General features: G+C 40.5%; 17 protein-coding genes and 1 tRNA gene. 6 read left to right on the plus strand and 12 right to left on the minus strand.

The annotated features are described in order from the left end of the window. The 4 genes from IQ31_RS12720 to IQ31_RS12735 all read right to left on the minus strand — a co-directional run. A partial coding sequence (locus IQ31_RS12720) for a transposase (RefSeq protein WP_483259535.1) occupies positions 1 to 217 on the minus strand: 217 nt, incomplete at its 3' end. A 129-nt stretch (positions 218 to 346) separates the two neighbouring features. Beyond that, on the minus strand, positions 347 to 2,836 hold the full coding sequence (locus IQ31_RS12725) for a TonB-dependent receptor (protein WP_145328224.1): 2,490 nt from the start codon (positions 2,834 to 2,836) through the stop codon (positions 347 to 349). Positions 2,837 to 2,979: 143 nt separating this feature from the next. Continuing rightward, positions 2,980 to 4,908 carry a glucosamine-6-phosphate deaminase gene (nagB, locus tag IQ31_RS12730; protein ID WP_145328225.1) on the minus strand — a complete coding sequence of 643 codons (1,929 nt, stop codon included), beginning with the start codon at positions 4,906 to 4,908 and terminating at the stop codon, positions 2,980 to 2,982. Between the two features lie 141 nt (positions 4,909 to 5,049). Then, on the minus strand, positions 5,050 to 6,198 hold the full coding sequence (locus tag IQ31_RS12735) for a methionine aminotransferase (protein ID WP_145328226.1): 1,149 nt from the start codon (positions 6,196 to 6,198) through the stop codon (positions 5,050 to 5,052). 72 nt (positions 6,199 to 6,270) lie between these two features. Between IQ31_RS12735 and IQ31_RS12740 the strand changes: the two genes are divergently transcribed. Further along, on the plus strand, positions 6,271 to 6,954 hold the full coding sequence (locus tag IQ31_RS12740) for a peroxiredoxin family protein (protein WP_115045986.1): 684 nt from the start codon (positions 6,271 to 6,273) through the stop codon (positions 6,952 to 6,954). Between the two features lie 153 nt (positions 6,955 to 7,107). On the opposite strand, the gene radA is transcribed toward IQ31_RS12740, so the two are convergent. The 3 genes from radA to IQ31_RS12755 all read right to left on the minus strand — a co-directional run bounded on the left by radA (position 7,108) and on the right by IQ31_RS12755 (position 11,613). Next, on the minus strand, positions 7,108 to 8,493 hold the full coding sequence (radA, locus tag IQ31_RS12745) for a DNA repair protein RadA (RefSeq protein WP_070562381.1): 1,386 nt from the start codon (positions 8,491 to 8,493) through the stop codon (positions 7,108 to 7,110). A gap of 238 nt (positions 8,494 to 8,731) precedes the next feature. Further along, on the minus strand, positions 8,732 to 9,892 hold the full coding sequence (locus IQ31_RS12750) for a dipeptidase (protein WP_115045989.1): 1,161 nt from the start codon (positions 9,890 to 9,892) through the stop codon (positions 8,732 to 8,734). After that, a complete protein-coding gene (locus IQ31_RS12755; protein WP_145328227.1) occupies positions 9,889 to 11,613 on the minus strand; it encodes a serine hydrolase domain-containing protein in 1,725 nt (574 codons plus the stop codon). The genes IQ31_RS12750 and IQ31_RS12755 overlap by 4 nt, the downstream gene beginning before the upstream one ends. Positions 11,614 to 11,837: 224 nt before the next feature. Here IQ31_RS12755 and xseA point away from each other — a divergent pair, with 224 nt between their 5' ends. Both xseA and xseB read left to right on the plus strand, forming a co-directional pair. Beyond that, positions 11,838 to 13,124 (plus strand): exodeoxyribonuclease VII large subunit, encoded by a 1,287-nt coding sequence (xseA, locus tag IQ31_RS12760; RefSeq protein ID WP_145328228.1) that lies wholly within the window; start codon positions 11,838 to 11,840, stop codon positions 13,122 to 13,124. A gap of 49 nt (positions 13,125 to 13,173) precedes the next feature. After that, a complete protein-coding gene (gene xseB, locus IQ31_RS12765) occupies positions 13,174 to 13,395 on the plus strand; it encodes an exodeoxyribonuclease VII small subunit (RefSeq protein WP_070562394.1) in 222 nt (73 codons plus the stop codon). 25 nt (positions 13,396 to 13,420) lie between these two features. Here xseB and IQ31_RS12770 read toward each other — a convergent pair whose 3' ends face one another. From IQ31_RS12770 to IQ31_RS12780, 3 genes are all read right to left on the minus strand, one after another. Beyond that, a complete protein-coding gene (locus tag IQ31_RS12770; RefSeq protein WP_070562397.1) occupies positions 13,421 to 14,065 on the minus strand; it encodes an MgtC/SapB family protein in 645 nt (214 codons plus the stop codon). Positions 14,066 to 14,213: 148 nt separating this feature from the next. Continuing rightward, positions 14,214 to 14,927, minus strand: a complete 714-nt coding sequence (locus IQ31_RS12775) for a pirin family protein (RefSeq protein ID WP_070562400.1) — start codon at positions 14,925 to 14,927, stop codon at positions 14,214 to 14,216. Between the two features lie 99 nt (positions 14,928 to 15,026). Next, the gene (locus IQ31_RS12780; RefSeq protein ID WP_145328229.1) at positions 15,027 to 15,773 is read right to left on the minus strand and encodes an aspartate/glutamate racemase family protein; all 747 of its coding nucleotides are present in this window, start codon (positions 15,771 to 15,773) and stop codon (positions 15,027 to 15,029) included. Positions 15,774 to 16,106: 333 nt separating this feature from the next. On the opposite strand from IQ31_RS12780, the gene IQ31_RS28240 reads away from it, so the two are divergent. Continuing rightward, the gene (locus IQ31_RS28240; protein WP_145328230.1) at positions 16,107 to 16,466 is read left to right on the plus strand and encodes an AraC family transcriptional regulator; all 360 of its coding nucleotides are present in this window, start codon (positions 16,107 to 16,109) and stop codon (positions 16,464 to 16,466) included. 47 nt (positions 16,467 to 16,513) lie between these two features. Beyond that, complete coding sequence (locus IQ31_RS12790) at positions 16,514 to 16,888, plus strand: VOC family protein (RefSeq protein ID WP_145328231.1); 375 nt, start codon at positions 16,514 to 16,516, stop codon at positions 16,886 to 16,888. A 692-nt stretch (positions 16,889 to 17,580) separates the two neighbouring features. On the opposite strand, the gene IQ31_RS12795 is transcribed toward IQ31_RS12790, so the two are convergent. Together IQ31_RS12795 and purD are read right to left on the minus strand one after the other, a co-directional pair. Further along, positions 17,581 to 17,652 (minus strand) — tRNA-Glu (locus IQ31_RS12795). Between the two features lie 89 nt (positions 17,653 to 17,741). After that, entirely contained in the window at positions 17,742 to 19,016 is a 1,275-nt protein-coding gene (gene purD, locus IQ31_RS12800; RefSeq protein ID WP_112375194.1) for a phosphoribosylamine--glycine ligase, read from the minus strand. Positions 19,017 to 19,140: 124 nt separating this feature from the next. Between purD and IQ31_RS12805 the strand changes: the two genes are divergently transcribed. After that, on the plus strand, positions 19,141 to 21,813 hold the full coding sequence (locus tag IQ31_RS12805) for a carboxypeptidase-like regulatory domain-containing protein (RefSeq protein WP_145328232.1): 2,673 nt from the start codon (positions 19,141 to 19,143) through the stop codon (positions 21,811 to 21,813). The last annotated feature ends 16 nt before the right edge of the window (positions 21,814 to 21,829 follow it).

Here is a 21,829-nt window from a genome sequence, read left to right on the forward strand (position 1 = left end):
AGCCAAACACCAAAACTTTCAACAACATCTGCGGATGATAACTGGAGCAGCCTTTTATCTTATAAGCGTCCAATAGGGACTGGATGTTGATCCGGTTGATTACATCGTTAACGATACGTACCGGATGACCTTTGGACACCAGTTCGTCCAAAGTTGGAGGAATGGCCATGATCTGGTCCTGATAGTAAGGCTTAAAAGTAGCTCTTTGAGATGGCATATATCCTTTTTGTTTACACTATAAATATATGAAAATCAAACAGTTAAAACAAATAATAAACCTTAGATAATGCAAAAAAAGAGACTGCCTTTTTGAGACAGCCTCTTCTGTTTATATAGACTTATATCTTTAAAACTTATAACTCAATGCAACCGCAGCATTTCTTGGATCAATCTGATTAATAAAACCACCGCGGAAGTATGAATTCAATCCGATCTCATTGGTGATATTATTTACGAAGACTTTCGCATCAAATTTGCGCCATTTATATCCCACCTGTGCATTTAATGTGGTATATGCGGGCATATTGAAAGGTTCTGTACCATAATATTCGCCGTGTCCATTTGGGGTTAAGCTATATTCATTGACAGGTCGGTCTCCAACATAATAAACTCCGGCACTTAAGCTCAGGTTCCGAAGAGCTCCTTGATTAAATACATATTGTATCCATGCATTTGCCGTATGTTTTGGCGCATTCATCGGTGCCGATCCATCCATATAAGATGGTGAATTTTTATAACGTGCGTCTAAATACGCATAGCCCAACATCACTGTCAAATTTTCCAATACACGACCGTTCAACTCTGCCTCAATACCATCGCGCACCAAATCCCCGGCCTTAAAGTATAATCCTGTGGCGACATTCGTGCCTGGTGTATACTCCGCATTCGTCAAGTTTGAGGTATAAATATGGAAATAGGTTAAATTGAAACGTAAACGATTATTCAGCCAATCGGATTTAATTCCCCCCTCAAATTGTTCGGTTTTAGAAGCACCTGCCGCTGTACCATCTGTTAAAGGATTTGCCGCATTTCTTAAATTCGTTGAGTTTGTATAAGATCCAAATACGTTGAAATTCTCAAATGGCGTAACAATCACTCCCGCCATTGGATTCCAAGCCGACTCCCTTTTATTACCGTTTGATGTAAAATCTTTTGTTGTAATTTCGGAATAACGTAAACCTAATACAGCCTTAATGTATTTGTTAAATTCAATAACGTCTTGCCCCATAAATCCTATAGAAGAATAATAACTCCGTACAGGAGTTCCTGCTGTATAGACAATTTGCTTTCCTTTCCGCTGGTTACCCAACGAATCGACGTATACCACTTCCGAAAGATCATTCACCCAATCACCATGGATATCAATAATATCAATTACATTGCTATTTTGATCGGCTTTTTTCAAAAGAACATTTTTCTCCAGTGGACTTAATTTTCCGGCAAAAGAAGTTGTTGTCGCATCAGCAATACGATAGTCCACCCCTGCCTGAACCAAATGTTTTACCTTACCCGTATAAAGATCTTTTCCGATCAAGTCAAACTGGAAAGTTTTATTTTTGTCATCGCGCAGGCTCTTACTCATTGAGCGCGAGAAGGTATTATATTGTTTTGCATCATCTTTAATCAATGAGGAAGATGATGATTGGTTATCAACCTGATAAGATGACGTTGCGATAGAGGCTCGGATGCTCCAGCGATCAGTCAGTTCATGATTGATCTGCGCCATAAAGCTCTTCATCTCTGTATTATTATTATCGGAATTGAAGCCCAAAAACTTATTGTTCGGGATAACATATAGCGCATTCACCCCCTGTGAAGGATTTAAATTGACAGCGGAATTAACCGGCGTGCGATTATCATTAAAATAATCACCCTCCAAAGTAATTGTTGTCTTATCCGTTGGTTTCCAAGCTAACGATGGATTTAAATAAACACGGTTAGAGGATACACTTTTACGGTAGCTATCACTACGTTCATACGCGCCATCCATTCGAAAAGCAACGGTCTGTTTTTTATCCAGTACCGTTTGGAAATCAAAGGTTGGGCGGAATTGTCCCCAACTTCCTGCACGAACACCCACCTCACCGGAATTCGTGAAATTAGGGGTTTTAGTGACCACATTAATTACACCACCGGCATTACCAATATCGGTAATAACACCCTGTGTAACGGCAGCAGACCCTTTAATCATTTGAATAGACTCCACACCTTGCATATCAACAACTCCAGATGCAGTTTGAAATTGAGAGTCCATCCGCACGCCATTCTTCAATACAGGCACCCCTCTGAACCCACGGGTTGACAAAGATTCTTTAACACCCCCATAAGAACCAAACAAGGTTACACCGGGAATATTTCTTACAGCATCCGTCAAAGTAAGAATACCCTGATCTTGAATTACCTTATTGGAAATGACAGAAATACTCTGAATTTGATCCGAAGGTTTTAATGGCATACGTGTAATCATCTCCAAGCCTTTTGGCTTTTTGTTACGTTCACCAAACACTTCTACCTCATCAATGGCCTGCTCATTGCTCACTAGCGTAATGGGATCAATAATCACTTCAGGGCTTTTCGTGCTAAAAACATAATCGACAACGGTTGTTTGGTAGCCCATGTAGGTGAATTTAATCACCGTATTTTGGTCGATGCCATGCAGTCTAAAATGACCTCTATGGTCCGTACGTACTTTTTTATCTCCGATTGAAACGGTTACTGAACTTAAAGGATTATTTTGTGTATCGACGACTTTACCTTTGACGATTCCCGAAGTTTGACCATATACTGCACCTCCGATTAAAAATGTAGAAGCAAGAGCTAGTAAGTGTTTGTCCATGTTAATAATTTTGGGTAATTATTTTTAATTATTCTAAATAATAACGCAAAGGTATAAAAAATAAGCTATTTAGAATGATTAAAAACAAAAAAGTCCTGAACCAACTCAGGCTCAGGACTTTTTTGTTTATTTAGACAATCATTTTAGTCAAATTTCCATCTTACAAACGCTTCGATAGCTTCATAGTTTGCCAAACCTAGTTGGTCATATAAAGCTGCTGTTTCGCTTGTACGATCTTCAGCACGCACCCAGAATTCACGTGGATCATCTCCAGGGAATACAGGCAAATCTTTTTGAGACTGGTGTTTAAAGATGGCTAAACGTTTGCGATAAACTTCTTGTGGTGATAAAGGAACGGCCATTTGGATCTCGTGGATAGGATATTCATGCCATGCTCCACGGTATAACCACAACCAACAATCTTTTGTCCACTCATCCGTTTTACTCAATCTGTTTAGTGCTTCAAACAGAATGTCGAAACATACTTTATGTGTACCGTGTGGATCTGCAAAGTCACCCGCAGCAAATACCTGATGTGGTTTTACCTGACGCAACAATTCCATTGTTTGTCGAATATCATCTTCAAAAGATACATTTTTTGAAAACTTCTGTCTATCATAGAAAGGTAGATCCTGGAAATGGATATTCTCATCTGGCAAACCAACCAAACGGGCTCCTGCGATCGCCTCACCCTTACGGATTAATGCTTTGATTTTACGGACAAGTTCAGTATCGATCTGATTTGGTTTTTTTGTTGCAAAAATTGCTCTTTCTTCATCATAAATGCGGCCGATCTGAGAAGCTTCTGCCTCTGCCCCAATTTGTTTTGCAAGATCTTCAGCAAACTCCAGATAACGTACCACATCATCATCCCAAACTGCTGTATTACCACAAGTTTGGTAAGCAACATGGACATTGTGTCCTTGATCTGCCAGGCGAATAAATGTACCGCCCATCGAGATGACATCATCATCCGGATGTGGAGAAAATACAATCACATTTTTCTCCGCTGGGTTAGCACGCTCAGGACGTTGTGAATCGTCAACATTGGGTTTACCTCCTGGCCATCCCGTAATCGTATGTTGAAGTTCGTTAAATATACGGATGTTAATATTATATGCTGGACCGGTCTCTGTAACCAACTTGGCCATCCCGTGCGCATTATAATCCTCGTCGGTAAGTTTCAGGATTGGTTTTTTGATCTCTAAAGCCAACCAAACGACTGCTTTTTTAATTAATGAAGGTGTCCAGGTAACATCTTCTGCCAACCAAGGAAGATCAAAACGTGTCAATAATGATGCTGCCGCTTCATCAAGAATAAATTCAACGTTGTCCGATAACTGAAGATAAGTTGCAGGAATCTCCGAGGAGATTTCACCTTCAACTGCTTTTTTAATGATCTCAGCCTTTGTCTCGGTCCAAGCCATTAAAATAATCTCTCTCGCTTTAAAGATTGTACCTACTCCCATGGTAATCGCTTTTGTTGGTACATTTTCTTTTCCACCAAAAGCACGGGAAGCATCGCGACGAGTTAAATCGTCCAACGTTACCACACGTGTACCTGAGTTAGGTGCAGAACCTGGCTCATTGAAACCGATATGGCCTGTACGGCCAATACCTAATAATTGAATATCTAAACCTCCTGCTGCTGTAATCTTCTGTTCGTAAGCTTCACAGAATGCATTTACTTGGTCAGGAGCTAAGGTACCATCTGGAATATTTACATTAGCCGCATCAATATCTACATGATCGAACAAGTTTTTGTTCATAAAGGTCACATAACTCTGATCGGCATCAGGTTGCATAGGGTAGTATTCGTCAAGATTGAAGGTAATCACGTTCTTAAAGCTTAAACCTTCTTCTTTATGCAAACGAATCAATTCTTGATAGACTTTTACCGGAGTGGCACCGGTAGCAAGGCCCAGAACAGCTTTCTCACCTTTCTCTTGCTTTGCACGAATAATTTCAGCAATACGATTTGCAACGTTTTTCGAAGCTGAATTTTGATCTGGATAGACGCTCACAGGGACTTTTTCGAAGCGTGTTTCTTCCAATAAATTTAATCTAGCCATTTTATGGGTATGTTGATAAACGTGAATTACAAATTTATAAAATTAGTACCTCAAGTTGAAGTAAAATTTTAATAAAGTGGTTCTTTCTTAGCGATATTTTAAATAAAACCTTTTAGCTATTCTTTTACCCCAATAATACAGCTATACCTTATTCAGAATCTCGACAGCTTTTAATAGCGTTTCATCCTTTTTAGCAAAACAAACCCGCAAAACTTGTTGATTTGTAGCTTCTTTATAGAACGCTGAAAGTGGGATGGTTGCAATTTTGTGCTCCCTGGTTAACGAGCAAGCAAATTCAAATTCCTTCTCCTGACTGATCGCGCTATAATCGATATTCAGGAAATAAGTTCCTTCGCAGGGAAGAATCGTAAACCGGGATCCCTTTAATCCGTCTTTCAATAGGTTTCTTTTTCGCTCAAAAAATTCCGATAGACCTTTGACATAGCTTATATCCTCCAAATATTCCGCGATAGCGAATTGCATGGGTGTATTTACGCTAAATACATTGAATTGATGCACTTTTCTAAATTCCTGCGTTAATTGTGGCGGAGCAATGCAATAACCTATCTTCCAACCCGTGGTGTGCAATAGCTTTCCAAAGGAAGCAACAACAAAACTTCTCTCGCGTAATGAGTGTATTTCCAATACCGATTGGGGCGAGACACCATCGAAAACGATATGCTCGTACACTTCATCACTCAATAAGAGTGCGTTGGTACCTGCCAACAAGTCCCCAAGTTTAATTAACTCTTCTTTACCCAGCACTTTGCCTGTTGGATTATTCGGATTATTAATGATGATTAAACGAGTTCTGGAATTAATTAACGTAGCGACGTAACCCCAGTCAATCTGAAAATCAGGTGCCATTAATCGCACGGGAACAACTTTACCGCCAAACAATTCGATAGTCGGCGCATAACAATCGTATGCCGGTTCAAAAATAATAACCTCATCTTGCGGTCTAACGACTGCGGCAATAGCTGTAAAAATTGCTTGGGTACCACCTGATGTCACAGTAAGCTCCGCCGTTGCATCGACCGCCACGTTATAAACTTCCCGGTATTTTTTGGAGATCGTATCACGTAATGTCTGTGCTCCGATCATTGGCGCGTATTGGTTATGTCCCGCTTCCATTGCCTTAGAAACCAATTCCACCAACTTCGGATCGGTCTCAAAGTCAGGAAAACCTTGCGACAGATTTAAAGCGTGCTGCTCATTCGCAAGCATCGTCATTTTGGTAAAGATCGTCGTACCGACATGTGGAAGTTTAGAAGTTAGGTTAAAGTTCATTTTTTGACATTTTATTAATCTACTAAATTAGTGGATTTTCCTATATTTGTAAATATATATAAGAATAATAACATGATAAAATACATCACACTACTTTTTTTAATTCTGCCATTCATTGGTTCGGCACAAAAAAAGGAACTTACCAAAGAGGAGTATATTGCCCGCGTAAAGGCTGCTCCGGATTCTATTTCGACATTAGTTGACTTGCGTAGAGTTGGCGGATATGACCCGGTTTATCCCGAGCTTCAGGCGCTTTATAATACGTTGAGTAAAAATGTCAAGAATTCAAGTGAAGGGAAAGAGTTCCAAGACTATTTAAATACCTTGGAAACGGTTCAAATTGGAAAGACAGCGCCAGCGTTTACGCAAAATGACACCACTGGAAACCCTGTAAAGCTTTCGGACTTTAAAGGAAAATATGTGCTTCTTGATTTTTGGGCATCTTGGTGCCCCGATTGCCGTGTCGAAAGCCCGGATCTTGTCAAAACATACCAACAATTTAAAGGTGAAAACTTCGAAATATTGGGTATATCCTTTGATAAGGATCGCAATTCTTGGATCAAAGCCATCCATGCAGATAAATTGCACTGGCGTCATGTTTCGGATCTTAAACGTTGGCAAAATGATGTCGGAACATTATATGGCGTAAAATCTATTCCTCAGAATGTCCTGATCGATCCCAATGGGAAAATTGTCGCCAAGAATTTACATGGTGATGCTTTACGCGCGAAATTGAAAGAAGTCTTGAAAAAGTAAACTATAGACGATCCATAAAAAAGACCATGTTTTAGTAAAAGCATGGTCTTTTAATTTTTATTCTTTGAAGAAGGCCATTTTTCTGAAAAAATCTATTTTAAGATGATCCCAGTAAATTAGGATATTAAACGATTGATTACCCCTTTTTGTCGCTTAGCCAAACAAGGCACTGAAGATGTCCTCCAATTTGGCAACCGGACGGATGGCAATATTATATTTTTTAGCGTCCAATCCTTTGGTATTGAATTTAGAAATAAAAATACCATCAAAGCCCAGCTTCTCAGCCTCCTGTATCCGCTGTTCTATACGGTTTACAGCTCTGATCTCGCCCGATAAACCAATCTCACCTGCGAAAGTCAGATTGGAGCGAATCGCGATATCCTGTTGTGAAGAAATAATTGCAACAACGACAGCCAAATCGATCGCAGGATCTTCAACACGCAACCCACCGGCAATATTCAAAAATACATCCTGTGCGCTTAACCTAAAACCAAAGCGTTTCTCTAAAACAGCCAACAGCATATTTAATCGCTTCGTGTCGTAACCTGTGGAAGAGCGCTGTGCATTTCCAAATGCCGTATTACTCACCAGCGCCTGCACTTCAATCATCATAGGACGCATTCCTTCGAGCATCGCCGCAATGGAAACCCCACTTACAGGTTCATCGCGTTGGGAAATCATAATCTCCGAAGGATTTGACACTTCCCGCAGTCCCGACCCCTGCATTTCATAAATCCCGAGTTCTGAAGCCGATCCAAAGCGATTTTTGACGGCCCGTAAAATTCGGTAGACATGGTGGCGATCACCTTCGAATTGAAGCACCGTATCCACCATATGTTCTAAAACCTTGGGACCTGCAATAGACCCATCCTTGGTAATATGCCCTACAATAAAAACTGGTGTACTCGTTTCCTTTGCAAACCGAAGCAACTCTGCGGTACATTCGCGTACCTGAGAAACCGATCCTGGCGCCGATTCAATTTGTGAGGAATGTAAAGTCTGTATAGAATCTATGACTATGACATTGGGCTGTACCGTCTCGATCTGCTTGAAAATATTTTGAGTAGATGTCTCGGTAAGAATATAACAATTTGCTTTGGATGATTGTGACAATCGTTCTGCCCGCATCTTAATTTGCTGTTCGCTTTCTTCCCCAGAAATATAAAGGGTCTTCACTTGTGGAATCGATAAAGCGAGCTGTAACATCAACGTCGACTTCCCAATACCCGGTTCGCCTCCAATAAGGACCAATGACCCTGGAACAATACCGCCGCCAAGAACCCGGTTAAACTCCTGATCAGGAGTCAATATCCGTAATTCATCCTGATAGACAATTTCGTGAATGATTGCAGCTTTATTCGCTCTCTTTGTGCTTCCTCCTGTAGTAGAACTACGCCATTCAGGCACTTTTGAACTCGCCTTTTCGACGACTTCCTCAACAAAACTATTCCATTGTTTACAAGAAGGGCATTGCCCCATCCATTTGGGAGACTCGTAGCCACAGTTTTGACAGAAGTATGCAGATTTTGATTTTGCCATACTACGAAATTACAAATTTATAGCTGTTAAAAGCGCAATATCATGCGTCGCACGTATTATATGTTCCCCAAGACATTACGCAAGGACTGGTTAGCCCTTCGCTAATAATGCTTCGATAAGGGTTAAATTCATACGCTGTATTATTACGGTATATACTACATCACTGCTTTAACAATACCTCAACAATACTGCATGTATACTTGAACCCCACTGAAAAGCCTTAAAAAAGCCGACGTGTTTATCCTTCATTTTCTTTTAAGATCCGCAAGAAATTTTGTCCCATAATCTTCGCAACATCCGTCTTTGTATATCCTCTATCCAACAGCGCTTTGGTCAGTAACGGAAATTTAGAAACATCTTCTAGACCTTGGGGTGAGGATTCTATGCCATCGAAGTCCGAGCCTACAGCAACATGGTCTATACCCACTTTTTTGACCAAATAGTCAATATGATCCAATAATTTCGACAGTGGAGCATCGGCTTGCCGTTGAAGTTCCTTTGGCAACTTTTCATACATGGCCCAGGTACTCAATTTTGTATCTCCGGTATCGCCAAATTTACTTGCATACAAACCCTTAAGCCTTGTTTCATAGGCAGGATCCAAAAAACCTGAATAAAAATTCACACCAACAACGCCGCCATTTTTTTTCAGCGCCTCTAATTGTTCATCTTTCAGATTACGGAAATGTGGACATAATCCATAGGCGTTGCTATGCGAAACCAAGATCGGTTTGGTCGTTATCGACAGCACGTCATAGAAAGTCTGCTCTCCTCCATGAGACAGATCAATCATCATCCCCAATTCGTTCATTTTGCGGATAATTGCTCGCCCTTGCGCTGTCAACCCCTTATCTTTGGAACGCATATCTCCCGATTCCATCGCGGCACAGCTTGCCCAAGGCAAATTGTAGTTCCAGGTCAAAGTGAGGTATTTGGCGCCGCGCTCATGAAGCCGGACCAGATGGTCAACACTTCCTTCAATCATATTTCCACCTTCCACACCGATCAACGCAACTATTTTACCTGTTTTTAAGATCGCATCGATGTCACCTGAAGATTTTGCCAAACTTATTTTATCGGCATTTGCTGCAATCATCTTTTCCAATGCATCGATCTGGTCATTGGCATGCTTAAATGCTCCGGATTTCCACTTCGCGTCATCGGACCACACAGCAAAGACCTGCACATCTACACCGCCTTCCCGCAGTCGAGGCAAATCTGTCGCTCCCGTACTTATTCGCTGGCCGATATCTTTTCCCTGGAAAATGGACTCATAAATCACATCGTTGTGTCCGTCGACGACCACCAAATCTTGGTGTATCTGTTTATAGTCTTGACTATATCCAACATTGCTGAGTGTTGTCATTGCTAGTCCAAGTAATAAGAGGCCTTTTATCATTTTTGAATTTCATTGATCGTTTCATAAATAGCGTCCTGAATCCTGCTTCTGATATTTAGATCCAACAGCCTAGTACTCACCTGAGGATGTACGCGATTAGACAAAAAGATATAGATCAGTTGATTTTGTGGATCAATCCAAATACATGTTCCTGTATAGCCCGTATGTCCGAATACAGTGCTATTCGCTAACTTAGATGGATATTCATTTTTCGGATTCGGATCCCAGCGGTCAAAACCTAATCCCCGCCGACTGCTTGCCGATTGCCTAGAGGTAAATAAATCGATGGTTTCTGTTTTAAAGTAACGCTCACCTCCATACTCGCCTCTATTCAATAGCAACTGACCATAGATTGCCAAATCATTTGCGGTAGCAAATAATCCAGCATGCCCAGCAATACCGCCAGCCATTGCCGCACCCTGATCGTGTACATAGCCTTCTAACAATGTTTTTCGAAAGGAGGTATCCTGCTCGGTAGGAACGATTTCATCCTTTGCAAAACGCTCGCGTGGAAGGTAACCCGCACGGGTCATCCCCAATGGTCTATAAAAGTTTTCCTGCACATAATCTTGCATAGGCTCAGCAGTCTGATGTTCTGCAACTTCTTTCATCACATACATGCTGATATCACTATACACATAATTTCCCGTGGGTTTTACCGGTGATTTTAGCATTTCGGGCCACATGACATCACGGTAATAATTGTTGAGGATATAGCTGTTATCGGCCATTTTCACCTGATGGTTATCGTCGGCTGCCGACACAACATCGCCCCCCTTCAGATATTTATAAAAGGGAATAAAAGGTGTAAATCCCGCTTCATGTAACATGACGGAACGAAGTTTGATATCCTTTTTATTGGTATACTTTGCCTGCCACAGGTAGTGCCCCATAGTACTATCCAAATTAATAATATTCCGCTCGGTAAGACGCATAATGACAGGAGTAGTACCCGCAATCTTACTGACAGATGCGAGATCAAAAATATCAGTTGTTTTTGTGGGTATATCTTTGGAATACGTGTGAAAACCGTAAGATTTCTCCAAGAGTACTTGTCCGTCCTTCACGATCATGACTACAGCTCCTGGAGTTGCCTGCTTATCGATGGCTTCTTGTGCAATGGCATCAATTTTCTTCGTCAATTTGGTCAGGTTCAGATTAGAACTTGAGGCAGCGCCATATTGTATTCTTGTCTGTGTGGTTTTGACGTTACCGGCGGTAATAGAAATCCCACCAAAAATAGACATTGCCATCTGCTGCTGTCCAATTTCTGAAAAAGGAGCAAGCAATTCGATCAAATCAGATTGTGGATGCTCAGATAGGCTCTTTTTGTTTTTGTCATTTTCAAAAAAATGGCAAAGGATAACTTTTTTATTGTTTAATACAGCCTGCTTCAACTGTGTTAGACAATCGGCATCTAAATCATCTTCCTTTCCCGCCACAATAATGGTATTATAATATTTGATGTCCTCATCAAATTTATTAAAATCGAAAACTTTGGTGTTTGCATAACGAGCCAGTTGGTCCGTAAACATCCTATATTTTGCCGCGTTAGGAACAACAACTGCGATACGAAGTTGATCCAGATTTTTTAAAGGCAGCAACTGATCGAGGTTATTAAACAGTATCGTTTCGTTTTTAATTGTAGACTTATATTGAGCAAACAGGGGGCTAATACAGAACAAACCTGCAAATAATGCCCCAAAAAATCGTTTTTTCATTCTGCTTTTATCGTTTTTTAGGTTCTATCAAATAAAAATACGAATTATATAACGAAGGAATAGGTTCGTACGAAAAAAAATCAATTTTGTTACTTATACCTATTGCGCGTTTCTAGATTGATCTACTATTTTACCATCCACTTCAGGCTATGCGCAATTCATGGGAACCCCAATTGGCATTGCCCCCAATTGCATCATGAAGGTTTTTTCTGTAAGTTTGACTAATGCCAGAATTGATTCAAGATAAAACGATATTTTCCTTGCTGGAAGTCAGCCGCAGTATCCAAAAGACACTTGCAGAGCGGTATAAGAGTTTGTACTGGATCAAAGCTGAAATGAACAAGCTCAATCATTATACGCATTCTGGCCACTGTTATCCTGAACTGGTAGAAAAACAGGATGGAAAAATTGTCGCTGAAATTCGGTCGATCCTATGGAAAGCTGATTACAATCGTATCAACAACAATTTTCTTAAAGTCGCGCAAGAACCTTTACGAGAAGGGATCACGATGTTATTTCAGGCAAGTATTTCCTATGACCCTATGTATGGGTTAAGCTTGCGCATTGTTGATATTGATCCGACTTTTACCTTAGGCGAACTTGAAAAGGAGAAGTTAGACAGTATTCGAAAGCTGAAAGCAGAGGGCATATATGAGTCTAATAAATTATTGGACTTTCCTGTGGTTCCCAAAAGATTGGCAATTATTTCAGTAGAAACAAGTAAGGGGCTTTCTGATTTTTACAAGATTATTAATCAAAACCTTTGGGGTTACCGCATCGAATCCACGCTCTTCCCTGCATTGTTACAAGGAGACAAGTCAGTACCTTCTATTATAAATCAACTTGCCATTATTGCTGAAAAAATAGACAGGTACGATGTGGTCGCCATCATCCGTGGTGGAGGCGGTGAGGTTGGTCTTTCCAGTTATAACAACTACTTGCTAGCTCGTGCTATCGCTATATTTCCCATCCCCGTATTGACGGGTATTGGGCATTCGACGAATTATACAGTTAGCGAAATGGTAGCCTATAAAAACGCGATTACGCCCAGTGAGCTGGCCGATTTTCTGATTCAGAAGTTTCATAATTTTGCTATTCCAGTCGATCGGGCTGCAGAGCGTATACAGCAACTCATTCTTACCCGATTTAAAGAAGAGCACAATATATTATCTCAACTGGCAACGCATATACAATGGATCGGAAAGAGAGAAATTCAGACCTCGAGGGCGGCCATCCAGCAATTTCAACATGATCTTAACGCCTTGTTAAAATTGCGCTTTTATGAGCACAAAACGGCACTGGCTCATACCGAACGAATTATTCAGCTATCTGATCCAATTAGACTATTAAAACAAGGGTTTTCAATTACTAAGGTTAACGGAAAATTACTGCAGTCGGTGACACAAGTATCTCAAGGCGATGTAATACAGACGATACTCGAATATGGAGAGCTTACCAGTACTGTGACAGATAAATCTCCAAAGGAAGACCTAGATGAGAACAATACTTAATTTGGCATCGCCATACAAAATTTAAAGAAAGCATATCAAGCATAGCATAATGGGACAGAATTATACCTACACAGATGCCTTTAACGAGTTACAAACTATCGTGAGGGAAATAGAAAATGGCACAACAAACATTGATGAGCTCGCGGGAAAAATCAAGAGGGCTTCCGACCTCATTCAAGTCTGCAAAGCCAAGTTAACAGCGACGGAGGACGAAGTAAACAGTTTATTACAGCAGATAACCCCGACTCAGGAAACGGATGATGATGAATAAATAAAGCAAACAATATCGTAATTCCTTAATATTGATAGGCCACCACCTGCCTATCACGCCGCAGGGTTTCTACAAGCGCTCTATGCTGGTTAACATTCCCCGTCAATCGCCATACGGTATTCAAACTTTCTTTGTTATACCGTTGACTTATGACGACAGCTTTAAAGCCCATACTTCGGATTAACTGTTCCGTATGTTCAAAATCTGCCTCAGATAAGGTCTGCAGTTCATAGTCTTTTATCTTGTGATAATTGTCAATATAGGTTTGTAGATAAGTTAGCAGCGCTAATATCATCAGAACCAAGCCCACACCAATAAAAGCTAAAAATATATATCCGGCACCAACACACATACCTAAAGAAGCTGTAGCCCAAATTGTCGTAGCGGTCGTTATACCACTTACTTTATTGTCTTCTTTGAAAATCACGCCTGCACCTAGGAAACCGATACCCGTAATAATATTTGCGGCTAATCGATCTGGATTTGCCAAGCCAATTTTTAACGAAAGAATCGTAAAAAGACAAGATCCAAAGCTCACCAATATAAACGTCCTCAAACCCGCAGACTTATTGCGATATTCACGTTCAATCCCGATCAGCAGGCCTATTAAGACTGATAACATAATAAGCAAAATGTCTCGCGTTTCGAAAGGTTGAAATAGGTTATCCATGAGTTTATATCTTCTTCATCCAATTTAAGAAAAATAGGGAGATCTATCAAATGACCTCCCTATTCAAGAATAACTCTTTATCGATCCAATACATCGGAGCTTTAATCAGCAATAACGATATATCATAGTAAGCTTCATTTTCATCGACCTAATACATCGGCACTTCAATTAGCAGCAATGATGCATCATAGTAAGCCTCAATGCTTATTTTTTCTGTTTCGTATAAACCAATGGCATCCCTTCTTGAAAGCATTTCATTTGCTACAGCGATCTTTCCTTCCAAAACAAAAAGATAAAGTCCATTTTGCTCCGAATGAACAGTATAGTCTATCTTTTTACCCGCCTCTAGGTCTCCCAAGTTAAAATAGGCATCCTGATGTATATGTACAGCATGGTGATCCATTTTATCCGGTGAAACAATGGTTGCAAATTTATTGTTCCGACCCAGTTGAAGGTAGGATTTCTGATCGTATCTGGGCTCCAACCCTATTTCGTTGGGGATTACCCAAATTTGTAAAAATTTAACAAGATCCTTCTGATTGCTATTAAACTCGGCATGCTGCACACCTGTACCTGCAGACATGATCTGCACTTCTCCTGTTTGAATCGTACGGCCATTGCCTAGACTATCCTGGTGTATAAGTGTCCCTTCGAGTGGTATACTAACAATTTCCATATTGTGGTGACCATGCCGATCAAAACCTTGTCCGCCCTCTACCTGATCGTCATTCAATACCCGCAATGCACCAAAATTCATTCTTTCGGGATCAAGATACTGTCCAAAACTGAATGAATGTGCACTTTTCAGCCAGCCGAAATCAACATGGCCCCGATCATTTTCACGGTATATCATCTGTTGCATCTTGTCCTCCTTACTGCATAAGCTTCTACTTACAAAGAGGCAAAACCCACACCAACAGTAATTTACGTTGACAATATGACAATTTGTAAAAAGAGATCACTACAATGGTTTTAGCTTATCCGGAGCAAACGAATGAACAAGTGCACGAGCGAGAATTCTATTCGGGTCTATGAGAATCATCCCATTGTGATCCCGTTCGGGAATAGCAAAAGGCAACTCTGCACAACCCAAAATAATGACCTGTGCGCCTTTCTTTTTCAGGTCGTCCATAACCAACAATAGATCTTCTCTCGCTTTATTCGCGATCGGTACCGGCTGGGCCTTTATTCCATAGTCTTCATCATAGATTGCATTATTTACCTTCTCTTGTTGTGTTCCTTCTGGCTCAACAAAAACGAAACCTTTTCGAATAAAAGCTTCCCGATATAAACTGCAGATCTGCTCTCCAGCGGTAGATAAAATGCCTACTGTTGTGTCGGGATAGTTTTCCACTACAAACCGAACCGTTTCATGAACGATATGCAAGAGTTTCAACCCACTTCCCACACGCGCCATTTCATCTTGAACGACGGAAAAAATAGGCTCTGCATGTGCTGTATTGGATGGAATCGCGGCTATCGTCGCTCCAGCCGTTTCAAGTTGTCTTAAAATTGCAGCAATAGCCTTACCTGGATTAACATTGGATTTATCCAATAAATACGCCGTTCGGTCAGGGATCAAATTTGGACATGAGAATAACAAGAGCGGCAAGTGTTCCTGATCGGATCTTGCCGCCGTTTCATCTATAATTTTCTTTGCAATATCTAGACCTCCATAAGGGCCCAATCCACCTACTATTCCAATCATAAAAACTATTTTTTTATATCTAGATATAACCAATAGTCTTACAAATAGTTTGTAGAAATTACTATTCGTCGGACAGCTTTGGAAATGAAAAGCAGATCAATATCGAATTGAATAATAGCGATTAAGCCAGGAAATCCCGAAAAATAGAGCGGATTTCTTTTTCATGGTAGCGTAGAGGAAATTTCGTAAATTTAGATGACAACTTAAAAGTGTTCTGTTATGGTCGCATCATTGGTTATCGGTATCATATTTTTGTATGAGGAGGTAATTTCCAATTCTGAGCGTAAAAAAGTGTTGAGCCTGACCAGCTATTTAAAATCATGTTATTAAAGAATGCCATCTTCAACTGAACTGTATAAAAAACGTATTAACAAGGTAATTAACCATATCAATAGTAACCTTGATCACAACTTATCTCTTGAGGAGTTGGCTGCAATTGCCTGCTTCTCGCCATTCCACTTTCATCGTTTATTTAAATCCGTAACAGGTGAAACCGTCAAAAACTTCACAAATAGGATCAGAATGGAGAAGGCAGCCAGGTTGCTGCGATTCTCAGAAAACAAACTAAGGATTATTGCCTCAGAGTGCGAGCATCTTCACGCATTGGAGATATTCAAAAACAAAGAACAACTCTGCAACTGGGAACATTTTGAACTGGAGTTCTGCATTCCGATAAGGAAATTAAGGATGTAAGGCTCTCCAACCATTTATAGATAGAATAAACATAAATAAATAGAATTATGAAAAAAGTGACAGGCATCGGTGGAATTTTCTTCAAATGCAAGGACTCCAAAGCGGTTAATGAATGGTATAAAGCGCACTTGGGCTTTGATACCACACCTTACGGCACCAGTTTCGAATGGCTGGAAAAAGATTCAGGGAAGGAAGGCATCACTCAATGGAATCCCTTTCCGGAAAGTTCTGATTATTTCCATCCATCGGAAAAAGACTTTATGATCAATTACCGGGTTGACAACCTGGAAACCCTTGTTGAGGAACTCAAATCACAAGGGGTCACCATCCTTGACGATATCGCCACGTATGATTACGGGAAATTCGTTCATATCGTTGATCCGGAGGGTAATAAGATTCAATTATGGGAACCTAGATCATAGGAGTTCCATCTTACAAGCCCCGCATCATTGCGGGGTCTTTACAATAATATAGTTTCAAGGACCATTTTGCTAGTAAACCGCTGTTGCGGAAAGCAACACTCACTTTTAATACCTCATCCATATTAAACGATTCGCTCATCAATTCATCTACAGGCCACATCAAGTTTAATAGGATTAACAAACGGGATATTGAATATCCCTCGCCACATGATCGCAATCAGTTTGATAAAATGAAGAAAGAGGGTTTGTGTTTCGGTGAATTTTGTCAAAGGGGTTGCACTGATTGAAAAGCAAAAAGACTGCCCCGAGCATCGCGAGGGAGTGTCTTTTTGTCGCCGATTTTCTGGATCAGGCGATTTTTATTCAACGGTGTGCCAGGCAGAGATTCATGATCTTTCTAAAATTCTTGATGTATTTAGCAGTGGTTACGGCAGAGCAATTTGCCGTAGATTGCAAGTAAAATTCCTAGCCCACTATAAAGGCATGATCAACATGCCTGATATGCCGTAAAATGAAGTCAAGATGTCCAATATATGGATTTGATTACCAGAGTGCTTATTGATTCCAGTCAGTAATTATCTTCTAAAAAGTTACTCACCGAATTACTCACTTTTTTTATGAGAATAATTGAATATTTTGGTACTCTTATAAACTATAAAACCTGCAAAATATTTGCAGGTTTTTATCTTTTGTAGCCCGTAGGGGAATCGAACCCCTGTTTCAAGAATGAAAATCTTGCGTCCTAACCCCTAGACGAACGGGCCTTTTAATGCAACTCCAATAACATTGTTGTTTTTGGAGTTGCAAATATAGACCTTAAAATCAGTATTCCAAAAATAATTTTAAATATTTTTTAAATAAGGTCGAAACCGATATCTCTTCTGAAGTATTTACCTTCAAAATATATCCTTCCGGCATCTGCAGTTGCCTGCTGAAGGGCTTCGAACAGCGAATCTTGCAATGTGGTAACAGCAATTACACGTCCACCTGCAGTAACAATCTTACCATCTACTTCTTTCGTACCTGCTTGAAATACGATGGATTCTTTGACATTTTCAATATTGGCGATCTCTTTTCCCGACTCATAATCTCCAGGATAACCTCCCGCAACCAACATGACAGTTACGGCAGTTTTAGGAGATACCGTATAGGAACGTTGCTCCAGATTACCCTGTGCAACACCTTCCAGCAAATCTAACAGATCCGATTCAATACGCGGCAATACAGATTCAGTCTCTGGATCTCCCATACGAACATTATACTCGATGACATAAGGCTCTCCTTCCACATTCATCAAACCGATGAAAATAAATCCTTTATATGGAATGCCATCTTTTTTAAGTCCTTCAACTGTCGGCCGAATAATACGCTCTTCTACTTTATTCAAAAATGTCTCATCTGCAAAAGGAACCGGAGATATCGATCCCATGCCCCCCGTGTTTAGGCCTGTATCCCCCTCTCCAATACGTTTGTAATCTTTTGCAGAAGGAAGCACTTTATATGAATTCCCATCTGTCAAAACAAAAACAGACAATTCAATTCCTTTTAAGAATTCTTCAACAACCACAACTCGGCTAGCTTCTCCAAACTTTGAATCTGCGATCATCGCCTTTAACTCTGCTTTAGCATCTTCCAGCGTCTCACAGATCAACACTCCTTTGCCTGCAGCTAAACCATCGGCCTTAAGCACAATCGGCAATTTTTGCGTTTCAAGGTAAGCCAATCCATCTTCCAACGATGTTGCATCAAACGATCTTGAAGCAGCCGTAGGTACGCCATGGCGATCCATAAATTGCTTTGAAAAATCTTTTGAGCCCTCCAATTGAGCCCCCTCCTGTTGCGGCCCTATTACCGGGATATCTTTTAAATCTTCCCGATTTAAAAAATAATCATGAATACCTTTTACCAAAGGCTCTTCGGGACCGACGAGCACCATTTGCACGTTATTCTCCAAAACGAAGGAAGCAATAGCAGCAAAGTCAGTAACTTTAATATTTACATTCTGACCATACGCACCTGTTCCAGCATTTCCTGGAGCAATAAACAATTGATCTAAACGTGGACTTTTCGACAACTTATAGGCGAAGGCAGATTCACGACCTCCTGAACCGATTATTAGGATATTCATAACACAAAGATATTTTTTTTATGCTAATTTTAAGGTATCAGATCGTTTAAAATGAGACTAATATTTTGATTTATAAATTGATTAAAGGAAAAATATTTTCTAATTTTCATAAAACATTAGTCATATGTACGCTAAATTACTGCTGTTAGTAAACTGCCTGTTATTCGCTTTGCTGGCGTCGGCCCAGATCGATCAGACCTTGCAGAAACTGGATACTTACCATGAACGGCACATCAAGGAAAAGATTTATCTCCATTTGGACAAAAATGATTATTCGGCTGGCGAAACTATGTGGTTTAAACTTTACTGTACCACCGCCCCTTTTAATTATTTGAGCAACATCAGTAAAATTGCTAATGTAGAATTGATTTCTCCCACCAATAAGATCATTAAGAGTATCAAAATTCCTATTACACTCGGTCTAAGTATAGGCGACTTCAATCTGCCGGACACTTTGGAAGAAGGCTCCTACCGCGTTAGATCATTTACCCGATGGATGCAAAATGACTCTGTAGCCAATTTCTATGAACGCGTCGTCCCCATTACAAATGGTCGATCTGATCATATCATAACGAAAAGTGAACTGGTCAAAAACGGAACAGAAAACATGTTCCAGATTAATCTGAAAACCATTCAGGGAGCCCCGCTGATTAATAACAACATCAGTTATACCCTACAACCGAACAACAATAAAGAGAAATCCGGCCGACTGAAATCAAACGATAATGGAACAATAGCGCTGGAATTGAAAGATGATTTTAAAGGCGGGACACTGTCTTTACAATTTCTTTCGCTGGATAAAAGACGTATTCTAAAAAGTTTTGTCATCCCGGATCCAAACAACCAAAATAGCATCCAAATTTTCCCCGAAAGTGGCGAACTAGTCAACAACATATTATCCAAAACTGGGTTCAAAATCCTTAGCCCTAATGGTTTAGGAAAAAAAGCAAAAATAAAAGTTGTGGAGGAAAATCAAACAACAGTTGCCGATTTTGAAACCAATGCACTGGGAATGGGAAGTATCCCGCTCGTCTTACAGACAGGAAAAAAATACGTCGCTACAGCACTTTTCGAAGATGGATCGTCAACAAGTGCGTCATTACCGCCTGTACAGAATTCCGGATATGTTCTAACCGTAAATTCGGTACTAAAAGATAAGATTGCAGCACAACTTTCCGCTACTGCAGACTTGGTTAATGGCAAAGATATTTATCTAATAGCCCAATACAATGGCCTTGTACTTCATGCCGCCAAGCAGAAACTAAACGGAGCGGAGATCCTATTCAATATCCCCAAAAAAAACCTGCCATCCGGAGTTTTACAGTTGTCTATCTTAACAGACCAAATGATTCCTATTGTGGAAAGACTGGTGTTTAACTACAATACGACATCGACTTTACTTCCTGTCTCCGTAGAACTCAACAAGCTTAGCTTCACAACACGCGATAAAGTGATCGCGGATCTTTCGGTTAAGTATGAAGATAGTGACACCACGAGGTTTGCCGCGCTTTCTGCATCAGTGGTAAACCTCAGTAAGGTTGATTCTACGACAGACCGCTATTATTCATCTATTGTCTCGGAGCTTCTATTGAAATCTGATCTTCGTGGCTTTATTGAACGTCCCAATTACTACTTTGCGGATTTAACGAACATCAAACTGACAGAACTGGACAATCTCATGTTGATCCAAGGTTGGCGCAAGTTGGACTGGAAGAATTACATAAGTACATCAACAACTTCGCTCCTTCCTGAAAAAGGACTTACCATCGCTGGGACCATCAAGAAAACGGCCCGCAAGGCTGTGGTTCCAAATGCTAAAGTAACCTTAATACCGACGAGCAATATGTTGCTGAGTGTAGATACGCTGACAGACAATAATGGCCGATTTTCATTTGACGAACTTTTATTTGCAGACAGCGTCAAGTTTATTGTGACAGGTGATGGCCCTAAAGAGAAAAAAAGAGTTGATATTGTTATCGACAACCCGCTTACCCCTCCTCTAAATCCGAGTAAAGATCAACCCTTGTTGGTCAACGACATCAATACCACGCTGCTTACACAACTGAAAAATAGCCAACAATTCCTTGGCGAATTGGAAGCGGCGGGCATAATCCAAAAGAGCATTCGGTTGGAAGAGGTACAGGTCAATAGAGTACGAACAAATAAAGCTGACAAGAACTCCAGAAACCTCAATGGGCCAGGAAATGCCGATCAAGTGATCTCTGCAGACGAATTATCTGGCTGTGCTACATTTGCTCAATGCCTCAATGGACGGCTAAATGGTGTTATTTTTCGAAATGGAATCCCTTACAGCACAAGATCGATGAATAGTCCGATGCAAGTTGTTCTCGATGGAATGTATATTGAACCCGAGCAAATAGATATGATCAATACTGCGGACATTGCGAGTGTTGAAGTCTTGCGTAGCATTGGAAACACGGCAATTTATGGCATGTATGGAGGCAGTGGTGTTATTGTGATTACCAGTAAATCCGGAGATGCAATTGCTTCATCTTATACACCCACAGGAATTCTAACGATCACGCCAAAAGGGCTATATGTACCCCGAACCTTTTTCAAGCCCCAATATGATGCAACAATCCAACATAAGCTTACACGCGATCTACGGACAACAATCGCATGGGAACCAAATCTGATTACGCAGAAAGAAGGAAAAACACATTTCGATTTCTTTACTTCTGACGAACCTGGGACTTACAAACTAACCGTTGAGGGAATAAGCATGGATGGAAAAATTGCTCATCTGGAGTATCTAATAGAGGTAAAACCACAATAGCAGCGCAAACAAATCG

Origin of the sequence: Sphingobacterium siyangense (genome assembly GCF_007830445.1) — a bacterium.
GTDB lineage: Bacteria > Bacteroidota > Bacteroidia > Sphingobacteriales > Sphingobacteriaceae > Sphingobacterium > Sphingobacterium siyangense.